The sequence below is a fragment of the Bradyrhizobium sp. 1200_D9_N1_1 genome (genome assembly GCF_052075915.1).
GTDB lineage: Bacteria > Pseudomonadota > Alphaproteobacteria > Rhizobiales > Xanthobacteraceae > Bradyrhizobium > Bradyrhizobium diazoefficiens.
Map to the genome: position 1 here is coordinate 6,881,331 of NZ_CP197226.1, position 19,632 is coordinate 6,900,962.

At 64.6% G+C, this 19,632-nt stretch carries 18 protein-coding genes; 5 read left to right on the forward strand and 13 right to left on the reverse strand.

Annotated elements, in window-relative coordinates:
• The first annotated feature begins 12 nt into the window (after positions 1-12).
• Both AB5K84_RS32915 and AB5K84_RS32920 read left to right on the forward strand, forming a co-directional pair.
• Positions 13-1,152 carry a substrate-binding protein gene (locus AB5K84_RS32915; RefSeq protein WP_063921428.1) on the forward strand — a complete coding sequence of 380 codons (1,140 nt, stop codon included), beginning with the start codon at positions 13-15 and terminating at the stop codon, positions 1,150-1,152.
• A gap of 26 nt (positions 1,153-1,178) precedes the next feature.
• The gene (locus tag AB5K84_RS32920) at positions 1,179-2,684 is read left to right on the forward strand and encodes an adenylate/guanylate cyclase domain-containing protein (protein ID WP_011085627.1); all 1,506 of its coding nucleotides are present in this window, start codon (positions 1,179-1,181) and stop codon (positions 2,682-2,684) included.
• Between the two features lie 28 nt (positions 2,685-2,712).
• On the opposite strand, the gene AB5K84_RS32925 is transcribed toward AB5K84_RS32920, so the two are convergent.
• The 9 genes from AB5K84_RS32925 to AB5K84_RS32965 form a co-directional block, all read right to left on the reverse strand.
• The gene (locus tag AB5K84_RS32925) at positions 2,713-3,576 is read right to left on the reverse strand and encodes a sugar phosphate isomerase/epimerase family protein (protein WP_011085626.1); all 864 of its coding nucleotides are present in this window, start codon (positions 3,574-3,576) and stop codon (positions 2,713-2,715) included.
• On the reverse strand, positions 3,576-4,781 hold the full coding sequence (locus AB5K84_RS32930) for a dihydrodipicolinate synthase family protein (protein WP_038965806.1): 1,206 nt from the start codon (positions 4,779-4,781) through the stop codon (positions 3,576-3,578). The genes AB5K84_RS32925 and AB5K84_RS32930 overlap by 1 nt, the downstream gene beginning before the upstream one ends.
• Before the next feature lie 10 nt (positions 4,782-4,791).
• The gene (locus AB5K84_RS32935; RefSeq protein ID WP_011085624.1) at positions 4,792-5,943 is read right to left on the reverse strand and encodes a Gfo/Idh/MocA family protein; all 1,152 of its coding nucleotides are present in this window, start codon (positions 5,941-5,943) and stop codon (positions 4,792-4,794) included.
• Positions 5,940-7,337 carry a hypothetical protein gene (locus AB5K84_RS32940; RefSeq protein ID WP_011085623.1) on the reverse strand — a complete coding sequence of 466 codons (1,398 nt, stop codon included), beginning with the start codon at positions 7,335-7,337 and terminating at the stop codon, positions 5,940-5,942. Before AB5K84_RS32940 ends, AB5K84_RS32935 begins: the two co-directional genes overlap by 4 nt.
• Before the next feature lie 4 nt (positions 7,338-7,341).
• On the reverse strand, positions 7,342-8,190 hold the full coding sequence (locus tag AB5K84_RS32945; RefSeq protein WP_011085622.1) for an ABC transporter ATP-binding protein: 849 nt from the start codon (positions 8,188-8,190) through the stop codon (positions 7,342-7,344).
• Between the two features lie 118 nt (positions 8,191-8,308).
• The gene (locus AB5K84_RS32950; protein ID WP_038965807.1) at positions 8,309-9,301 is read right to left on the reverse strand and encodes an ABC transporter substrate-binding protein; all 993 of its coding nucleotides are present in this window, start codon (positions 9,299-9,301) and stop codon (positions 8,309-8,311) included.
• A 51-nt stretch (positions 9,302-9,352) separates the two neighbouring features.
• The gene (locus AB5K84_RS32955; protein WP_011085620.1) at positions 9,353-10,162 is read right to left on the reverse strand and encodes an ABC transporter permease; all 810 of its coding nucleotides are present in this window, start codon (positions 10,160-10,162) and stop codon (positions 9,353-9,355) included.
• A 266-nt stretch (positions 10,163-10,428) separates the two neighbouring features.
• Complete coding sequence (locus AB5K84_RS32960) at positions 10,429-11,136, reverse strand: TetR/AcrR family transcriptional regulator (protein WP_171463747.1); 708 nt, start codon at positions 11,134-11,136, stop codon at positions 10,429-10,431.
• Positions 11,137-11,317: 181 nt separating this feature from the next.
• On the reverse strand, positions 11,318-12,166 hold the full coding sequence (locus tag AB5K84_RS32965) for a VOC family protein (protein WP_028174812.1): 849 nt from the start codon (positions 12,164-12,166) through the stop codon (positions 11,318-11,320).
• A gap of 224 nt (positions 12,167-12,390) precedes the next feature.
• On the opposite strand from AB5K84_RS32965, the gene AB5K84_RS32970 reads away from it, so the two are divergent.
• Together AB5K84_RS32970 and AB5K84_RS32975 are read left to right on the forward strand one after the other, a co-directional pair.
• The gene (locus AB5K84_RS32970) at positions 12,391-13,284 is read left to right on the forward strand and encodes a sugar kinase (RefSeq protein WP_011085617.1); all 894 of its coding nucleotides are present in this window, start codon (positions 12,391-12,393) and stop codon (positions 13,282-13,284) included.
• A gap of 17 nt (positions 13,285-13,301) precedes the next feature.
• Positions 13,302-14,210, forward strand: coding sequence for a ribokinase (locus AB5K84_RS32975; RefSeq protein WP_011085616.1), 909 nt, complete (start codon positions 13,302-13,304; stop codon positions 14,208-14,210).
• A 51-nt stretch (positions 14,211-14,261) separates the two neighbouring features.
• On the opposite strand, the gene AB5K84_RS32980 is transcribed toward AB5K84_RS32975, so the two are convergent.
• Positions 14,262-15,482: an NAD(P)/FAD-dependent oxidoreductase gene (locus tag AB5K84_RS32980; RefSeq protein ID WP_011085615.1), complete on the reverse strand. Its 1,221-nt coding sequence runs from the start codon at positions 15,480-15,482 to the stop codon at positions 14,262-14,264.
• A gap of 228 nt (positions 15,483-15,710) precedes the next feature.
• Here AB5K84_RS32980 and AB5K84_RS32985 point away from each other — a divergent pair, with 228 nt between their 5' ends.
• The gene (locus tag AB5K84_RS32985; protein WP_028174808.1) at positions 15,711-16,505 is read left to right on the forward strand and encodes an enoyl-CoA hydratase/isomerase family protein; all 795 of its coding nucleotides are present in this window, start codon (positions 15,711-15,713) and stop codon (positions 16,503-16,505) included.
• Positions 16,506-16,507: 2 nt separating this feature from the next.
• Here AB5K84_RS32985 and AB5K84_RS32990 read toward each other — a convergent pair whose 3' ends face one another.
• The 3 genes from AB5K84_RS32990 to AB5K84_RS33000 form a co-directional block, all read right to left on the reverse strand.
• The gene (locus AB5K84_RS32990; protein ID WP_011085613.1) at positions 16,508-17,848 is read right to left on the reverse strand and encodes a TRAP transporter large permease; all 1,341 of its coding nucleotides are present in this window, start codon (positions 17,846-17,848) and stop codon (positions 16,508-16,510) included.
• Positions 17,845-18,423, reverse strand: a complete 579-nt coding sequence (locus AB5K84_RS32995) for a TRAP transporter small permease (protein ID WP_011085612.1) — start codon at positions 18,421-18,423, stop codon at positions 17,845-17,847. Before AB5K84_RS32995 ends, AB5K84_RS32990 begins: the two co-directional genes overlap by 4 nt.
• A gap of 209 nt (positions 18,424-18,632) precedes the next feature.
• On the reverse strand, positions 18,633-19,628 hold the full coding sequence (locus tag AB5K84_RS33000; RefSeq protein ID WP_011085611.1) for a TRAP transporter substrate-binding protein: 996 nt from the start codon (positions 19,626-19,628) through the stop codon (positions 18,633-18,635).
• Positions 19,629-19,632 lie beyond the last annotated feature (4 nt).

Genomic DNA, 19,632 nt, shown 5'->3' on the forward strand with positions numbered 1-19,632 from the left:
GGAGTGTCTGCCATGACACAAGCGTCGATCAAAGTCGGCATGATCGCGGAGGAGACCGGAGCACTTTCGTTCATGGGCCGCGCAAACGCCAACGTGGCAAGGATGGTGGTTGACGAGATCAACGCCAATGGCGGCCTGCTGGGGCGGAAGATCGAACTCTACCTCGAGGACGGTGCAACGACCGACGCGGTCGCGGAGGCCAAGGCGGCCAAGCTTGTGTTGCAGGACAAGGTGGATGTGATCTTCGGCGGCATCTACAGCTCCACGCGGCAGGCCATCAAGGGCCCCGCCGTCGTGAAGGGCAGGACGCTCTACATCTACCCCGAGCAATACGAAGGGCAGGAATGCGACCCGCTGATCTTCTGCACCGGCCCGGTGCCGGCGCAGCAGCTCGACCCGCTCATTCCCTGGCTGATGCACAAGACCGGTGCCAGGACATTCTACCTGCCGTCCGCAGACTACATCTGGCCGCACGTGATGAACGAGAGGGTCCGCCGGCTCGTCACCGCCAATGGCGGCAGCATCGTCGGCGAGAAATACCATCCCCTCGATCACATGGAGTACGACGAAACAGTTGCGAGGATCATGTCCAGCGGCGCGGAAGTGGTGTTCAACACCATCGTTCCACCCGGGGTGGTGCCCTTCTTCGCTCAACTCCACAACGCCGGTTTTCAGGACCGCGGCGGGCAGTTGATCTGCACCTATTTCGACGAGAACCTGCTCGGCCTGCTGCCCGCGCCGCATGTGGAAGGCCTCTACGGCTGCCTCGACTTCTACCAGAACGTCAGCGATCCCTTCAGCAAGACGCTGCTCGGCGCGTACGACAAGCGCTATCCCGGCAAGGAGCAGTTCACGGGCGGCAGCGCCTGCTCCGGCCTCTATCGCGGGATCAAGCTCTGGGCGGCGGCCGTGAACGAGGCCGGCTCGCTGCGCCAGAAGGACGTCATCGCTGCGCTTGATCACGCGGGGATCGCCGAGGGGCCGGGTGGTCCAGCGGAAATGGTTCCCGGCCAGCACCACGTCCGCATGAACATGTATATCGCGCGGGCAAAGAGCGGCCGTTTCGAGATCGTCGAGAGCCTGGGGCCTATCGCGCCGGACGAGGCGATGGTGCCGTCCGTCGCGGAGTTCGGCCGGAGACCAATAGCGTAGTCAGCCCATCAGGCAGGGAGCGTGAGATGAGTGTCCCGTCTCCAGTCAACGAGAGTCTCCTGAGCCAGCGTCTCGCCGCGCTCGGAGCGGCAAGAAGCTGGGCACCGAATGTTCTGCCGGAGCTCGAGCACTTCATCCGGACCGCCGACGACTATGATCTTCTTCGCGTCAACCCCATCCAATACGGCGGCGCCGTCCGCATGTCCGAGGCCGACGCGATCGAGCTGTTCGTGCACGCTGCCAAGGTGGGCCTGTTCGATATGGACTGGCTGCTGATCTGCGCCTATTGCCCGCAGGTCGCTGGCAGCTTCCGCGAGCTCGACCAGGTCCATCCACGCTTTCAGTGCGCGTTCTGCAACGCGATCAATGATGTGGCGCTGGACGACTACATTCAGGTCGCATTTACGGTCTCGAGCGGCGTCCGCGACATCATATTCCGCCATCCCGAAAGGCTGTCTGTCGAGGATTTTTACCTGCGCTACAACTTCTCCAAGGGCTTCATCGCTCCGCACGGAATGACGCATCAGCAGCTCGTTGCCGCGCTCTCACGGGGATTCGCCGATATCGAGGCGCATGAGCACCGCAGCTTCGACTTCGAGGTCACGGCTGGCCGCTTCGAGGTGCTGGATTTGAGCCACAAACTCCTTCTGGTCTTCTTCGCGGACGGGGAGCCGGCAGAGCCGCAAGAGACGCTGGTCCAACTTGAGTCGGGCCGCTTCCATGTACCGGACCGGCCGACGGCACCGAAAGACATGGTCCTCGGCGACGGGCAGTTTTCGTTCCGGCAGACGGCCGATCTCAGCCCAGGCAAGCACACCATCCGGATCGAGAACCGCACCGACGATCGCGGTCGCTTCTGGTTCGTCCAGTATCCCCCAGGTTTCGCGCCCCATCTGGTCGAGTATGAACCGTTTCTTTCCGGCAAGCGGTTGCTGCTCACCCCGAGCTTCCGCGAACTCTACAAGGCGCAGCTGGTGGATGAGGGCGAGAGCATCAAGGTCTCAGACATGACCTTCCTGTTCACCGATCTGAAGAAGTCGACCCCGCTGTACGAAAGCGTCGGTGACGTGAACGCGTATTTTCTGGTTCGCCAACACTTCGAGATCTTGAACAGGATCATCCGGGAACGATCCGGCACCATTATCAAGACGATCGGCGACGCGGTCATGGCCGGGTTCGAGCGTCCGCAGGATGCCGTTTGCGCCGCCATCGAGATGATCGAAGAGCTGTCGCGATTCAACCAAACCGCTTCGCGGCCGCTGGGCCTCAAGGTCGGTGTCCACAGGGGGCGGGCGATTGCGGTGAATCTCAACGACCGGATCGACTATTTCGGACAGGACGTGAATATCGCCGCACGCGTGCAAGGTCTCGCCGATGTCGACGAAGTTTGCATCAGTGCGACCGCGATGGAGGCGCCGGGCGTCGGTGACATCGTCAATTCACGCTCGGTGTCGCGCAACTACGAGAACCTGAAGGGCATCGGTCAAAAGATGGAGGTCCATCGCATGACAATCCCGCCGACGCAGACTTGAACGAGCGCAAGGGCGGCGCGCGGGGCGCCTACACCACCGTCCTGTGCCGCGTAATGCAGGTGCGCAGCACCTCGTCCATCGGCTTGGCCCACCAGTCGTTGGAGAAGATCTCGATCTCGGAATAGCCGGCAAAACCCTGCGCCTCGACCGCTTTGCGCACCGATTTGATGTCGATGACGCCGTCGCCCATCATGCCGCGGTCGTTGAGGATGTCCCTGGTCGGCACCAGCCAGTCACACACATGGAAGGCAAGCAGCCGATCCCTGCCCGCGCGCGCGATCTGGCTCATCAGCTCCGGGTCCCACCAGATGTGATAGACATCAAGTGCGACGCCGAGCATGCCGGTGCGGCCGGGGTCGAGCCGGTCGCAGATATCGAGCGCCTGTTTTGTGGTGTTCACGCAGGCGCGGTCGGCGGCGTAGGCGGGGTGCAGCGGCTCGATGGCCAGCGGCAGGCCTGCCTGCCTGGCATAGTCGAGCATGTCGGCAAGCGCCTCCTCGACCTGCCCGCGCGCGGCCGCGATGTCCTTCGACGGCTCGCTCCCCGGCCGTGAATATTGCGGCAGGCCGCCGACGACGAGGACGATGCACGGCGCGCCCAGCGCCTTGGCTTCATCCACGCAGCGCCGGTTGTCGTCGCGCACTTCGCCCCGGCGCGAGGCATCGGAGGTGAACATGCCGCCACGGCAATAGCCTGACAGCTCGAGGCCGGCATCGCGCACCGCGCGCGCGGCACGGTCGAGACCGACGGATGCGACCTGGTCGCGCCAGGGGTCGATGGCGCGGATGCCGTGCTTCGCACAGGCATCGATGATCGCGACGAGGTCACCCTGCTTGCGGACCGTCGCCGTATTCAGCGACAGCCAGCGGTGGTCGGAAGAGAAATCGCGCATCAGGATTCGATCCCGTGCGAGGCCAGCACCGTCGTCATCCGCCGCGTCGCCAGCTCAGGATTGGCGAGCAGGCCGGCCTGATCGGCCAGCCGGAACAGCTCGGCCAGATGCAGCATCGAGCGCGCGCTCTCCTGCCCGCCCACCATGGTGAAATGATCCTGATGGCCGTTCAGATACGCCATGAACACCACGCCGGTCTTGTAGAAGCGCGTCGGCGCCTTGAAGATGTGGCGCGACAGCGGCACGGTCGGTCCCAGCACGTCGTGGAAGCCGGCCTCGTCGCCGGCAGCCAGCCGCGACAGCGCATAGGACGCCGCCGGTGCGATAGCGTCGAAGATGCCGAGCAGCGCGTGCGAAAAACCTTGGCTATCGCCGGCGATCAGCTCCGCATAGTTGAAGTCGTCGCCGGTGTACATCCTGATGCGCTTGTCGAGGCGACGACGCATGTCGATCTCGCGCTGCTTGTCGAGCAGCGAGACCTTGACGCCGTCGACCTTGGCGGCGTTGGCGTTGATGACGGCCACCGCAACATCCATGGCCTTGTCGAGGTCCTTGGTACCCCAATATCCCGTCAGTGCAGGATCGAACATGTCGCCGAGCCAGTGGATGATCACGGGCTCGCGGACCTGCGACAGCACGCGGTCATAGACCTTCGCATAATCGTCGGCATTGCGGCCGAGCTTTGCCAGCGCGCGCGACGCCATCAGGATGATGCGGCCGCCGACCTTCTCGACCGCCGAGATCTGCTCCTCATAGGCCCGGATCACATCGTCGACGGTCCTGGCATCCTCCACCGCGAGATGGTCCGTGCCGGCGCCGGAGAACACCAGCGCGTTGCGGCGCTTGGCGGCGGCGACCGAGCGCGTGATCAGCTCCAGCGAGGTCGGCCAGTCCAGCCCCATGCCGCGCTGCGCGGTGTCCATGGCTTCGGCGACGCCGAGACCGAGGTCCCAGACATGCTCGCGGAAGGCGATGGTCTTGTCCCAGTCGACGGCAACCGAAAGCCAGGGATCGTTGTCGGCGAAGGGATCGGCGACCGTGTGCACGGCGGAGAACGCGATGCGGTTCAGCGGGCCTTCGAGCCTCGCCGGGAACGTTCGCGAGGCCGCGAGCCGGTAGGTCTCGATCGAGCGGTCGGCTTTCGGCAGCTTGAGCGACAAGGACGACATTGAAGGAGCAGGCTTGGGCAGGACGGGCTTGTTCATGCTTCCCTCCTCAGGCCTTGATCGGGGCGACGTCGATCCAGCGCCGCTCCTTCCAGCTCTTCAGCGCGCATTCGGCGAGCTGCACGCCCTTGGCGCCTTCGAGCAGCGTGAACTTGTAGGGCGCGTCCTCGTAGACGTGACGGATGAACATCTCCCACTGTTCCTTGAAACCGTTGTCGTAGGAGACGTTGTCCGGCAGCTTCTGCCAGTCGCCGTAGAAATCATGCAGCCGCTTCTCGTCCGGATTCCACACCGGCCGGGGCGTCGCCTGCCGCGCCTGGATCATGCAATCGGAAAGGCCGGCGACCGCCGAGCCGTGCGTGCCGTCGACCTGGAAGGTGACGAGGTCGTCGCGATAGACGCGCGTCACCCAGGACATGTTGATATGGGCGATGACGCCGCCCTCGAGCTGGAAGGTCGCGTAGGCGGAATCGTCCGCGGTCGCCTTGTACTTCTTGCCCTGCTCGTCAAAACGCTCGGGGATGTCGGTGTTGCCGATGCAGACCACGCTCTGGACGTTGCCAAAGAGGTTGTCGAGCACGTAGCGCCAGTGGCAGACCATGTCGAGGATGATGCCGCCGCCGTCCTCGTCGCGGTAGTTCCAGGACGGCCGCTGCGCCTCCTGCCAGCCGCCCTCGAACACCCAATAGCCGAACTCGCCGCGCACCGAGAGGATGCGGCCGAAGAAGCCGGAGTCGCGCAGGAAGGCGATCTTCTTCAGGCCGGGCAGGAACAGCTTGTCCTGCACGGTGCCGTGCTTGACGCCCTTGGAATTGGCGAGCTTGACGACCTCGAGGGCCTCTTCAAAGTTCGTCGCGATCGGCTTCTCGCAATAGACGTGCTTGCCGGCATTGATGGCCTGGGTCAGCAGGCCCGGCCGCGCCTGCGTGGTCGCGGCGTCGAAGAACATGGTGTCGTTCTTGTCGGCCAGCGCCGCATCGAGGTCGGTGGTCCAGCGCGCGATGTTGAAGCGCTTTGCAAGCGCCTCGACCTTCTCGGCGCTGCGGCCGACCAGGATCGGATCGGGCATGATGCGGTCGCCGTTCTTCAAGCGGACGCCGCCCTGGTCGCGGATCGCGACGATCGAGCGGATCAGATGCTGGTTGAGCCCCATGCGGCCGGTGACACCGTTCATGATGAGGCCGAGGCGTTGGGTGGTCATGCCAATTGCTCCTGAAGTGATGTTGGCTGTTCGAGCGGGCGGAGCGCGGACCAGTCCGGATGGACCGACGTCGCAAAGCCCGCCGCATGAAGCGATCCCGTCAGGAGATCGCCGTCGTGAATGGAGAGACGGATGCCCTGCCCGGCATCGGCGTAGAGATCGGGATGCGCAGCCGCGAAGGCCGCAGCTTCGGCGGCCGGCGTGTCGCCGAAGCCGTCGACGTAGTGGTGGCCGTTCCGTTCGGCGTGGGTGACGCCGAGGAAGGCACCGAGTGCGAGGTCCTGCTGCACGGCAAGGCCAGCCTGGCAGGTGAGGTCCTCGCCGGTGACGAAGAACTTTTCGCCGCCCCCGCTCCATTTTGCCGCGCGCGTGGCGCTGACGATGGACTTGTAGAGCCCCTTGCAGGATTTCGAGGAGATGCCGTGATAGCCGAGAGCCCGAGCGGCAGGGAAGGCATCGTAGGAATCATCGGCTTCATCGATGATGAAGCCGCGCGCGGCGAGCGAACCGAGCGGCGACTGCCGTGTAATGTCACGCGGCATCGGCTGTTCGACATAGAGCAAGCGAGAAGCGATCGGCCGCAAGTCGGAATCATGATCGAGCCGATCCATCAGGGCCTGCAACGCCGCGAGATCGGCGTATTGCTCGTTCGCATCGAGCGTCACCTTGTAGCTGCGCCCAAGTGTATCGAGCTCCTTGCCGATCCGCGCCAATCGCGCTGCATCGGCTGCGGGATCGCCCGACAGCTTCAGCTTGAAGTAACTCGCGCCGGCGTTCTCATGAGCGTCGGCGACGCCGCCCTTGCCCTCCACGGTATCGTCGAGGCCGACGGTATGCCTGATAGCAACGCGCGGCAACGGCTTCCGACTGGACAGAAACGCCGCGATCTCCGCGTCCTTCAGGTCGGGCGATAGTCGCGCATCGATGCCGGCAACGTTGCCGGCCATTCCGTCGAAAAAGCCGGTCTCAACGCCGCGCAGCAGCGCATCGAGGATCGCCTTGTCGATCTCCGCCAGGCCATAAGCCGCCGCAAGCGCCGGAATGTTCTTCTTCGCGCAGGTCGCGATCTGGGCACCAATGCACGCGGCATGCAGATCGAACGCCGTCAGGAACCCGGTCCGCGCCAGATAAAGCCCGCGCGCAATTTCCAGGGATCGTCGCAGACCGTCGACCGTCTGCGCCGGAGAAAACTCCGGCCGCTTGTCGAACCATTTCGGCACCAGCAGCTCGGCGCTGGCGCCGACGGCGCTTCCCCTGCCCTCGACCTCGATCTCGACCCGCACGAACAGCTGCGTCGTCGCGTTGATGGTGATGGCGCCAAAGCGGAACGGCCGCGCGAACTGCACGGGACGTTCGAAGAAGGTGATATCTCGAAGCTTCAGGCGCGGCGCCATGGCTTTAATCCAATGCCCCTTGCGAGAAGAAATGCTTGCGGATGCGCTGCACGAGCTCGGTGAAGACCGGGTCGGCCATCACGTCGAGCGAGCGCGGGCGCGGCAGCGGCACGTCGTAGATCGCGGCGACCGCGCCGGGACGCTCGGTCATGACCAGCACGCGGTCCGCGAGGAACACCGCCTCGGGAATCGAATGCGTGATCAGCAGCACCGTCTTCTTCGTCTCGCGCTGGATTCGCATCAGCTCAACATTCATGCGCTCGCGCGTCAGCGCATCGAGCGCGCCGAACGGCTCGTCCATCAGCATGATCTTGGGATCGTGCACCAGCGCGCGGCAGATCGAGGCCCGCTGCTGCATGCCGCCGGAGAGCTGCCACGGCAGCTTCTTCTCGAAACCTTCGAGCCCGACCAGCTTCAACAGCGCCTTGGCGCGGTCGAGATATTTTTGCCGCGGCAACCGTTTCATGTCGATCGGCAGCATCACGTTGGACAGGATGTTGCGCCAGGGCAGCAGCAGCGCGTTCTGGAACACGATGCCGACATTGCCGTGCGGCTTCGTCACCTTCTCGCCCTCGACCAGGATCTCGCCTGACGTCGGCGGCAACAGCCCCGAGATCAGCTTGAGCAGCGTGGACTTGCCGCAGCCGGACGGGCCGACCACGACGAAGAACTCGCCCTCGTTGATGTGGAAGTCGAGCGGCCGCAGCGACGGCACGTCGCCGTCGCGCGTCCGGTAGGTCTTCGACACGCCTGATAGCTTGATGCCCGACGCCTCGCCGGCGGCCCGGTCGCTCACCAGTCTCAGATGCGCGGCCGGCTGGCTAGCGTCGTTCGGTCTTGTTGCTGGGTTCATCTAACCAGGTCCACTCGACGATATGCCCGTCATTCCGGGGCGCCCAAAGGGCGAACCCGGAATCTCGAGATTCCGGGTCTGGTCCTTCGGACCATCCCGGAATGACGGTGTGTGTCGCTCACGAGCCGCTCTTCGGCAGATAGTCGTTGGTGTAGAAGGCCTTCGGGTTGTCCTTGGCCTTGGCGTCGAGCCCGCCATATTCGACCAGCAGGTTGACGGTCTCGGTCATGTTCTGCTCGGTGACCTGGAACGGCCGCTTGCTCTTGGTCGCCGCGGTCCGGTAGAGCGGAATGGTCAGCTCGAAGCCCTGCGTCAGCGTGTCGATCTTGCCGCCCTTCGGGTTGGCATCGAGGATCGACTGCGCCGCGGCCTTCGGCTCCTTCTCGGCGGCCTCGACCGCCTTGGTCGTCGCCGACATGAAGCGGCGGACGAGATCGGCGTTGGCCTTCACATAGTCGGAGTTGGCGATGATGCCGGAGGAAACCATGTTGATGCCGTAGTCGGCGAACTTGATCGGATAGACGTCCTTGCCGGTGGCATCCTTGATCTTCATCGACTGGTCCATGACGTAGCCGAGCAGCAGATCGGCCTGGCCGTTGATGACTGCGTTGAGCTTGGTCTGGCCGTCGCCCGCAACCGTCTGGAAGTCGCTCTCCTTCAGGCCGGTCTTCTTCAGGAACAGCGGCCAGATCTGGGTCATGGAGTCCGCCGGCGTGATCGCCACCGTCTTGCCCTTGATGTCCTCGGGCTTCCTGATGTTCTTGTCGACGAAGCCCATGGCGGACATCGGTGAGGTCTGGAGCAGGACGCCGGTCGCGACCACGGGCGCGCCCTTGATGGCGGCGCGCATCATGGTGGGCACGTCGACATAGCCGAAATCGGCGGTCTTGGCGGCGACGGCCTGCGTGGTCGCAGCCGAGCCGCGGCCTTCCTGGATCTCGAGATCGATGCCCTCGGCTGCATAAATGCCCTTGGCCTTGCCGTAATAGAACGGCGCGTGCTCGCCATAGACGTACCAGTTCAGCATCACCACGACCTTGTCGGCCGCCTGCGCCGGCATCGCCGCGAACGCCATCAGCGCCACCGATGCAGCCCCAATCCACCGCTTCATCGTCACTCTCCCTTGTCGTTATGTTTCGGCCGTTGGTGGCCGTTGCTTAAGTTAAGAGGCGAAAATCACGTCCTCGCGCTGGCTGACATGCCAGGGAATGACCAGCTTCTCGATCCGGTCCACGATCCAGAACAGCACGACTCCGAGCAGCGCGAGGATCACCAGCGCTGCGAACATCGTCGGCAGGTCGAACGTGCCGATCGAGCGCTGCATGACGTAGCCGATGCCGGAATTGGAGCCGACGAACTCGCCGACGACGGCGCCGACGACAGCAAGCGTCACCGAGACCTTGAGGCCTGAGAAGATCGCCGGCAGCGCATGCGGCAGGTTCACCGCACGGAACACCTGGAAGCGGCTGCCCTGCATCGCGCGCGCAAGATCAACCATGTCAGGATCGACCGATTTGAAGCCCTGCACCGCCGAGACCACCACCGGGAAGAAGCCGAGGAGAAAGGCCGAAATCACCTTCGGAATGATGCCGAAGCCGAACCAGACCACGAACAGCGGCGCGATCGCGATCTTCGGCACGGACTGCGAGAACACCAGCAGCGGATAGACGTAGCTCTCTACCGTCTTCGAGCCCGCGATCAGCATGGCGACGGGAATGCCGAACAGCGCCGACAGCAGGAAGCCGCAGACCGTCGCATAGGTGGTCGGCCAGGACTGGCGCAGCAGTTCCGGCCATTCGGTGCGCAGCACCGCGATGACATCGCCCGGCGACGGGATCTGGTAGGCGGGAATCCTGAACAGCCGGATCGCCAGATCCCAGGCGATCACGATGAAGACCAGGAACAAGAACGGCCGAACCCAGGCCGCATTCAGCATCTTGGACACCGCACTCTGCGGCTTCAATTCAGCCACGTCTCACTCCCGGCATTCTTCTTCGTTCTCGTTCGTTCTTGGGAGAAATTAACTCGTTGGATAAATACTGTCCAGACCTTTCCCTGTGGCGTTTTGCGCCGGGGGTTCCGCAAATTCAGTGTCGTCCCGGCGAAGGCCGGGACCCATAACCACAGGACAAAGTTTGGCGAAGGCCGGCCGTTCGGGATTGGCACCACGCGCAACCGATGGATCACGCGGTATGGGTCCTGGCTTTGGCCAGGACGACGATGGGGAAAGAGTTTGCCTTAAACCGTCTGCACCACCGCGGCACGCTTCTTCGGCGCCTTGACGATCTCCAGCAACTCCGTGGACCGCCCCGTCAGCGCGGCCAGCACGAGGCCGGCCATGTGCGCGAGGCGCTCATCCTTGGCGTCCTTGGCCAGCAGATCGCGGCCGAAGATCACGCTCAGCGTCGCCGAGTTCGAGAGATAGAAGAAGCTCAGCGCCGCGATCGAGATGTAGAGCTGCACCGGATCGACCGCGACCTGGAAGTCGCCGCTCTCGACGCCACGCCGCACCACGGTGCCGATCATCTCAACGAAGGGCGAGTGCATCGACTTGACCTTGGTCGAGCGCTTCAGGTGCTTGGCGCGTGCGAGGTTCTCGGTCTGGAGCAGCGAGAGGAACTCGGGGTTGCGCAGGAAATAGCCCCAGGTGAATTCGATCAGGCGGCGGATGGCCTCGGGCGGATCGAGATGTTCGAGATCGAGCCCGCGCTCCTCGCTGCGGATCTTGTCATAGGCGCCTTCGAGCACCGCGAGATAGAGCTCGTCCTTGTTGCCGACGTGATAGTACAGCATGCGCTTGTTGGCGCCGGCCTTGGCCGCGATGCGGTCGACGCGCGCCCCGGCAAGCCCATGGGCGGAAAACTCCTGCTTGGCGGCCTCGAGAATGCGCAGCCGCATCCCCTCGGGATCGCGCTGCCATTTCAGAGTTCTCTTTGCCTTTGCCAAACCGGGTGCTCGCTGGGGGTTCTCAAAGTACGCGTGTAACACGCGGGCGCGCGTTTGAGAATATTTCGTCATTCCGGGGCGCGCCCGCTTGGGCGCGAGCCCGGAATCCATCGTGCAGCAGGGTCAATGGATGAATGGATTCCGGGCTCGTCGCTGCGCGACGCCCCGGAATGACTCCATCTCAATCCGCCGGCTTCGGCGACCGCTCCAGGAGCACCGTCTGGATGCCGCAGGTGCCGTTCCGCACCGTCATGATCCGCGTGCCCGGCTTGCGGCCGTTGCGCACCTCGGTGACGTCGAGGCCGCTCGCGATCAGGCGGGCGCGCGTGGCGTCGATGTCGGCGACCCGCCAGCTCAGGCCCCAGAGACGGTCATGCGCGAGGTCACCGCCCGCCACAGGACGGCGCACCACCTCGACGATGAGGTCGCCGCAACGGAAGAACATCAGCTGGCCCCAATCCTGGTGCGAACGGTCGAGCGCGAGATCAAGCCCGAGCCGCGCGCCATAGAGCGCGGCGGCGCGCTCGGAATCCTCGGTGGTGATCACGACGTGGTCGAGCGCGTCGATCGGCGCGATGTCGGTCGCGACCGATCTGGGGCGCTCCTCGGCAAGCTCGAGGAAGAACATCCGCACGCCGCGCGTGAGTTCGGTGGCGGCGCGCGTGCGTTTCCAATGCAGGACGGCATCGGATTCAGAATCGCTGCTTTCGACCTCGGCAACCGGATCCGGCTTCAGGGCCACCCGCTCCAGCCGCCGGTGCATCCTGCTCATGTCTGCGACACGAAAGCACAGGCTGGCGAGCACGCCCTCTTGGTCGTCGAGCAACGCGCGCATCCGGTCGGCGGTCACGCTGAAACCGCTCGGCGCCATCAATTCGATCGTCATGTTCTCGAGAGTGAACAGCACCCGGTCGGCCCCCTCACCCGAGTTCTGCCAGGCCGGCGCGCGGCCGAGCAGCGTCTGATAGGCCGCCTTGGCTGCACCGATATCCCTGACCAAAGCGACGACGTGATCGAGGCCGGTGATCATGTTCCCTCCCTCCCGACGGAGCCGGAACCGAACGTCCTGGGGGCGTCGGCTCTGCCCGGGCAACGCTGGCCCTGCCACGGTCGTATTCCGGCCCCATACCGACCTCAAGCGCCTATCGCCATGACTCTGCAAATATTTTGGCTCTGCGAATATTTTTGGCTCCCGCCGAAGCGGTGCTAAGGTAAGCAGCCGGCCGGGACCACCCAGCGCATCACGGACAACCAATGCAGGCTCTCTTTATCGGACAGACCTATATCGACGTCGTCTTCCTCACCGACCACATGCCGACCGGCGACGAGAAGCACGTGGCGACCGACTACGCGGTCTCTTTCGGCGGCAATGCGGTGACGGCGGCGTTCTGCTGCGCCAAGCTCGGCATCGTGCCCGACCTGATCGCCACGGCGGCCAATGACTGGCTGGGGCGCATGTTCCAGGACATGTGCGCGAAATACGCGATCTCGCTGCATGCGCGAAAGGTGAACCAGTCCTCGCTGTCCTTCATCATGCCCAAGGACGGCAAGCGCGCCATCGTCCGCTGCCGCGACGACGAGCACATCCATCCGTTCCCGATCCTCAATCTCGGCGGCTGCCGCGCGCTGCACATCGACGGCCACCAGCCCGATGCGGCGATCCACTATGCAAAAGTCTGCCGCGAGGCCGGCATCCTGACCTCGCTCGACGGCGGCGGCCTGCGCACCAACACGCACGAGCTCCTGGAATTCATCGACGTCGCGATCGTCGCCGAGCGCCTTTGCGAGCAGATGGACCTGACGCCGGAGAAGATGCTCGATTACCTGAAGAGCCGCGGCTGCAAGATCGGCGGCGTCACCATGGGTGAGAAGGGCCTGCTCTGGTACAACGAGACAGGCGCGGTCGAGATCATGCCGGCGATGCCGATCCCGCGTGAGCGCGTGATCGACACCAACGGCGCCGGCGACGTCTTCCACGGCGCCTATGTCTATTCCTACCTCGCCCATCCCGGCAAAAGCTGGCGCGAGCACTTTGATTTTGCCCGCGCCGCTTCGACGTTCAAGATCCAGCGGCTCGGCAATGAGGCCGGCTTGCCGACCCTTGTCGACATCGCCAAGGTCAGGCACGAGTTCGAGGTCAAGGCCTAGTCTTCGCAGAGGTTCAAATGGGGCGCGTCTACGTCGCCGGCAGCATCAACATGGATGTGGTGGCGACGGCCGACCGCCATCCAAAAGTCGGCGAGACCGTCGCCGGCAAGCAGGTGCTGTATTTCCCCGGCGGCAAGGGCGCCAACCAGGCCGTCGCGGCCTCGCGGCTCGGCGCCCGGACCACGCTGATCGGCCGCCTGGGCAAGGACTCATTCGGCACCGAGCTGAGGGCGTTCCTCGCCGGTCAGGGCATCGATCTCGGCTACGTTCAGGAGACGGCGGAGGCGCACACCGGCACCGCCATCATCACGGTTGCGGCGGCCGACAACACCATCGTGGTCATTCCCGGCAGCAATGCGCTGGTCGGCGCCGACGACGTCAGTGTCGTCCCGCTCGTCAAAGGCGATGTCGCCATCAGCCAGTTCGAGATTCCGCTCCCCACGATTGCCGCCTTCTTCCTGCGGGCGCGGGCGGCGGAGGCCACCACGCTGCTGAACCCGGCGCCGGCACAAAAATTTGGCCACGAGCTGCTTGAGCTGGTCGACATCCTCGTGCTGAACGAGACCGAGCTCGGCTTCCTCGCCGGCACCGAGCTGTCCGACAACGACGAGGCCGCGCGGATCATCCAGGTCGCGCGGCAGCTTCAGGCGCGCGAGGACCAGACCATCTGCGTCACGCTCGGCAAGCGCGGCGTGCTCGCCCTCGCCGGCGACCAGGAGTTTGCGGTGCCCGGCCGCGTGGTGAAGGCGGTCGACACCACCGGCGCCGGCGATTGCTTCGTCGGCGCGCTCGCGGCGCAACTCGCCGACGAAGTCCCCCTGCGCACGGCGCTCGCCTTCGCCAACGCCGCCGCCTCGATCAGCGTGCAGCGCATGGGCGCGGGGCCGTCGATGCCGACGGCCGCGGAAGTGGCGGCCGTTCTGTAGAGCGTGGCGCTTCCTCCGCCTCTCCCCGCCTGCGGGGAGAGGGAGTAGAGTTCACGCCAGCGCGCTCTTCAGGTCAAAGCTCTCGTCCGCGGCCTGCTCCGGCGTGATCGAGCGGTCCATGCCCTGCAATCTGCGGCCGAACATGTGATCGCCGGCGCGGTTGATGGACTCGATGCCGACCAACTTGTCGCCCCTGTAGCAGAACGCCGAGAACGCCTTTTTGGCGGGATCGCCGCGCAGAACGACGCGATCGTAGCCGGTGGTGAGGCCCGCGATCTGGAGCTTGTCGTCACCCTGGTCGCTCCAGAACCAGGGATGGCTGTCGTAAGGCTTGCGGTCGCCGGTCAGCCGGGCCGCGAGGCAGCGGGCGTGATCGGTGGCGTTCTGCACCGATTCCAGCCGCAGCGAGCCGCCGAAGCGCGGGCTGGCGAACAGCGCGCAGTCGCCGATCGCCGAGATATCAGGATCGGCCGTCGAGAGATATTCGTCGACGATGATGCCGGCAGCGACCGGCAGCCCCGCCTCGGCCGCGAGCTCGATGTTCGGCAGCACGCCGACGCCGACCACGACGAGGTCGGCGGGCAGATGCCTTCCGTCGCTCAAGGAGACGCCGGTGACCCTGCCGTCCTCGGCCTCGATACTGGTAGCCTGCACGCCGAGATGAATGCGGATGCCGGCCTCACGATGCCGCGCCTGAAAATACGCCGAGACCTCTGATGTCACCGCGCGCGCCATCACGCGCGGGGCGAGCTCGAGCACGTCGACCTCCAGCCCCTTGATCCGGGCCGTCGCTGCGAATTCGAGGCCGATGAAGCCGGCGCCGATCACCACCACCCGCGTCCTCGACGGCATGATCTTTCGCAGCGCCTCGCTGTCGTCGAGAATGCGCAGATATTTGACGTCGGGCAGGTTGGCATTGGGCAGATCGAGCAGCCGGTTGCGCGCGCCTGTCGCCAGCACGAGGTGGCCGTAATCAAGCATCTCGCCCGATGCGAGATGCAGCCTGCGCCCGGCGCGGTCGATCGAGACCGCGCGGCCCGCGATCAGCTCGATCTTCTGATCCGCATAGAATTTCTCCGGCCGGAACATCAGGCTCTCCGGCCCGGCCGAACCCTTGATGTACGCCTTGGACAGAGGCGGCCGCTGATAGGGCAGATGCGCCTCGTCGTTGATCAGGCAGACGCGGTCGGAAAAACCCGCCTGCCGCAGGGATGCCGCGACCTGGTAGCCGCCATGGCCGGCACCGACAATGATCACCGGACCGCCAGTCATTGGAACAGCCCACTTCCGGAGACACGAGCGTGACCCATGTCGTCTCCTCTCATGCTGATATTGGCTTGGCTAGCCTAGGAGGAGCCGGCGCTCGTGTCCGTCCCTCAACGAAGGCGGCCCCATTTGAGCCTATCGTTCCGCCTTGCGCAAGAGCGGCGCGCGGGGATTGTCTCCCCTCGCCTTCTGCGATTTAGTTGCACGAACGACCTCATGCCGGGGATTTCCAAGATGCCAGCTCCCATCTCCCAACCCGACGATCCCGCCTTGCTGCGGATCGACGGCCCGATCGCGACCATCACGCTCAACCGCCCCGCCGCGTTCAATTCGATCAACCTGGCCATTGCGCAAAAGCTCGAGCAGCTCGCCTCCTATATCGAGGGCGACGACGCCATCCGGGTTCTGGTGATCGAGGGCGAAGGCCGCGCCTTCTCGGCCGGCGGCGATCTGCAGACGATTGGAGCTGCGGCCGAAGCGGGCACGGTGACGCCTGTCGTCGGCGAGCTGCTCAAGCACTATCACGCCTTCATCGAGACGATCCGGCGCATGCCGAAGCTGTCGCTGTCCAGCGTCCACGGCTCGGCCGCCGGCGCCGGCATGGGCCTCGCCTTCGTCACCGATCTCTGCATCGCCGCGGAGGACGCCAAATTCACGCCGGCCTATGCCAAGATCGGGGTGTCGCCGGACGGCGGCTCTACAGTGGGCATCGTCGGCACGGTCGGCTCCCGCCGCGCGCTCCAGATCTTCCTGTCGGAGGACAATTTTACCGCGCAGCAGGCCCATGAATGGGGCCTGGTCGCGAAGATCGTTCCCGCGACCGAGCTGAAGGCGGCGACGCGGCAGCTCGCCGAGCGTCTGGCGCAGAACCCGCCTGCCGCGATCGCCGGCACCAAGTCGCTGGTCTACCAGGCGGCCACCACGCCGGTGAAACAGCAGCTCGACGCCGAGGAGCACAAGATCATCATGGCGATGAACACGGAGGAGTTTCGGCTCGCCGTGAAGAAATTCACGAGCAAGGGCAAGTAGCGCTACTGCGGACAGATATAGCCCGTCCCCGCCGGCGACTTGAAGCAGCCGACCGACTCCGGCAGCACGTGGCGCGGCAGCCACAGCACGACGCTCGGGAAATAGATCGCGAACGCGATCGTCGCCAGGAATACCACATAGATCGGCAATGCGGCGCGCAGGGCCTTGGCAAAGCTGATGCCGACGAATTTCGACGCCATCAGCAGCACCAAACCATAAGGCGGCGTGATCAGGCCGAAGGCGAGCGTGGCGATCAGCACCACCCCCATATGCACGGCATTGATGTCGCCCGCCTCCGTCAGCGTGTTGACCAGCGGCATGAAGATGATGATGGTCGGCACCGGCTCGATGAAGTCGCCGACCACGGTGAACAGCAGCACCATCAGCAGCATGATCAGGTGCGGATCGTGACCCGCGATCGAGGTGATCAATTCGGCGATGTAACTGGCGCCGCGCAAGTAAGCGAGCATCCAGCCGAAGGCGTTGGCGGCGCCGATGGTGATCAGCGGCAGTGAGAAGATCAGCCCGGCGAGGCAGAAATCATAGGGGATCTTCGTGAAGTGGCCGCGGTTGAGCGCGGGGATGACCACGAGGACGATCCAGGCCACCGCGACGACGCCGGCTTCGGTGGGCGTGAACCAGCCGGTCAAGATGCCCCCTAGCAGGATCACCGGGATCATCAGCGGCAGGGCCGCATCGCCGGCCGCGAACACCACCTGCCGCAGCGGCGCGCGCGGCTTGCGCAGGCCGGAGGGGCCGAAGAAGTAGCAGTAGATCATCAGGCCGATGCCGATCATCAGGCCCGGCACCACGCCCGCCATGAACAGGCCGGCGATCGAGACGTTGCCGACCGCGCCATAGACCACCGCCGTGATGCTCGGCGGCACCAGCGCTGCGATCGTCGAGGCGGATGCGATGATCGCGGCGATGAAGGCGGGCTCATAACCCTCGCGCTTCATCGGGCCACCCAGCGCGCGGCTCATCACCGCAACGTCGGCGGTGGTCGAGCCCGACATTTCCGAGAAGAACATGCTGAAGACGACGACCACCTGGGACAGTCCGCCCCTGATATGCCCGACCAGCGACACCGACAGGTTGGCGATCCGCACGACCACATTGGCCGAGCTCATGAGCTCGCCGACCAGCAGGAAGAACGGGATCGCCAGCAGCGCCTCGGAATCGACGCCGTCGAAGATCTTCTGGATGATGGCGGCGAGCGACACATCGGACAGGATCGCGCCGATGAAGACGCCGGCCATCAGCGAGAACGGCACGGGCACGCCGAGATAACCGAAGGACAGGAAGCAGATCGACATCAACGCCAGGACGACAGGTGCGCTCATGGCTGCGCCCTCATCTGCGCCTCTGTGAGGCCGGGCGCGGCATCCTCGTCCGGCGGCTCGGGATGGTCAAAGCCGTTGCGCAGGCCGTTGACGAGCTGCTCGATGGTGAACAGGCCGATCAGCACGCCCGAGAGCGGGATGATCGCGTAGAGCGAAGCGATCGGCGTGCCCGACGGCAGGCGAAAACTACCGAAGCCGCGGAGATAGTTCTGGTAGCCGTACCAGATCAGGCAGAAGGCGACGCCGAGTACGACCAGGCGGATGATGACTTCGACGATCAGCCGTGGCGTCCCGTGCATCGCCTCGGATATCGCAGTGAGATAGAGGTGATCGTTGCGCCGCGTCGCGGCCGCCGTGCCGACGAAGATCGCGTAGATGAACAGCGTCGAGGTGACCTCCTGAAGCCACAGCCAGGGATGGCCGATGGTGCGGGTGACGATGTCGGCGGTCACCGACAGCGAGAAGCCGAAGCAGAGCACGCCGCACAGGATCATCAGCGCAAGCTCGAGCCAGTCGAGCCCGCGCCATTTCAGGTGGCGTTGCCGCTGAACGAGCAGTTTGTCGGCGATGGCCATTTACGTCCCCGTCGTCCCGGGCCTAGTGCAGAATGCTTCAGTTGAATCGGCGACTGCAGGTTGGGTGAACCTCTCCCGCCTGCGGGAGAGGTCGGCGCGGAGCGCCGGGTGAGGGCTGCCTCCTCATTGGGAGTCTCTCCGCGGAGACACCCTCTCCCCTACCCTCTCCCGCGAGCGGGAGAGGGAGCGCACCGTCTTCCGGCATCACGTTAGTTAACCGACCGGATCAAATTCTTGATCTTCTCGGCATGCGGGCCGAGCTCCTTGGCGAGCTTGTCGAGATAGGGATCGGCGATTGCCGTAAAACTCTTCTTGTCGACATTGTCGACGATCTTGACGCCCATCTTCTTCAGCTTGTCGGCCGCCGTGCGCTCGAGATCGAACGCCTTCTGCGGCTCCTTGGTGCTGATCTCGTTGGCCGCCGCCTGCACCCACCCCTTCTGCTCCGCCGACAGACTCTGCCAGAGCTTGTCGGAGATGAACACCAGCGCGTTGTTGGCTTCGTGCTCGGTGATGTTGAGGACCGGCGCGACCTCGTAGTGCTTATTGACGAGGTAGACGTTGATGCTGTTCTCGGCGACGTCGACCACGCCGGTTTGCAAGCTCGTGTAGACGCTGCCGAACGGCATGTGCACGGTCTGGGCGCCATAGGCCGGGAACATCAGGTCTTCGGTCGCGGTCGCCTGGACGCGGACCTTCAGGCCCTTGACGTCGCCGACATTGTGGATTTCCCGCCTGCTGTACATATGGCGCACGCCCTGCGAGCCGGTCGCGATCACGTGCAGGCCCTGCGTGGTCTCGTCGATCATGGTCTTGAGCGCTTCGAACACGCGGGGATCGGCCAGGCCCTTGACGACGTGGTTCTCGTCGCGAAACAGGAAGTGCAGCGACATCACGCCGGCCTGCGGCGAGATCGTCGCGGTGTTGGCCGAGGAGATGATGGCGAACTCGACGTCGCCGGCTTTGACGAGCTGGAGCACCTGCGGCTCCTGCCCGAGCTGCGCGCCGGGATACTGGTCGATGATCATGGTGCCCTTGCTCAATTCCTTGAGCTTGTCGGCAAAGAGGTCGCCCGCGATCGAATAGCCGGTGTTGCGCGGCTGGTCGTAGGCGAAGCGATAATGCTTCACCTCCTGCGCCCCGGCCGCCGTGACGAACAGCATGGCGGACAGAACCGCCAACCCACGCATGGATCGTGCAATCATCGTT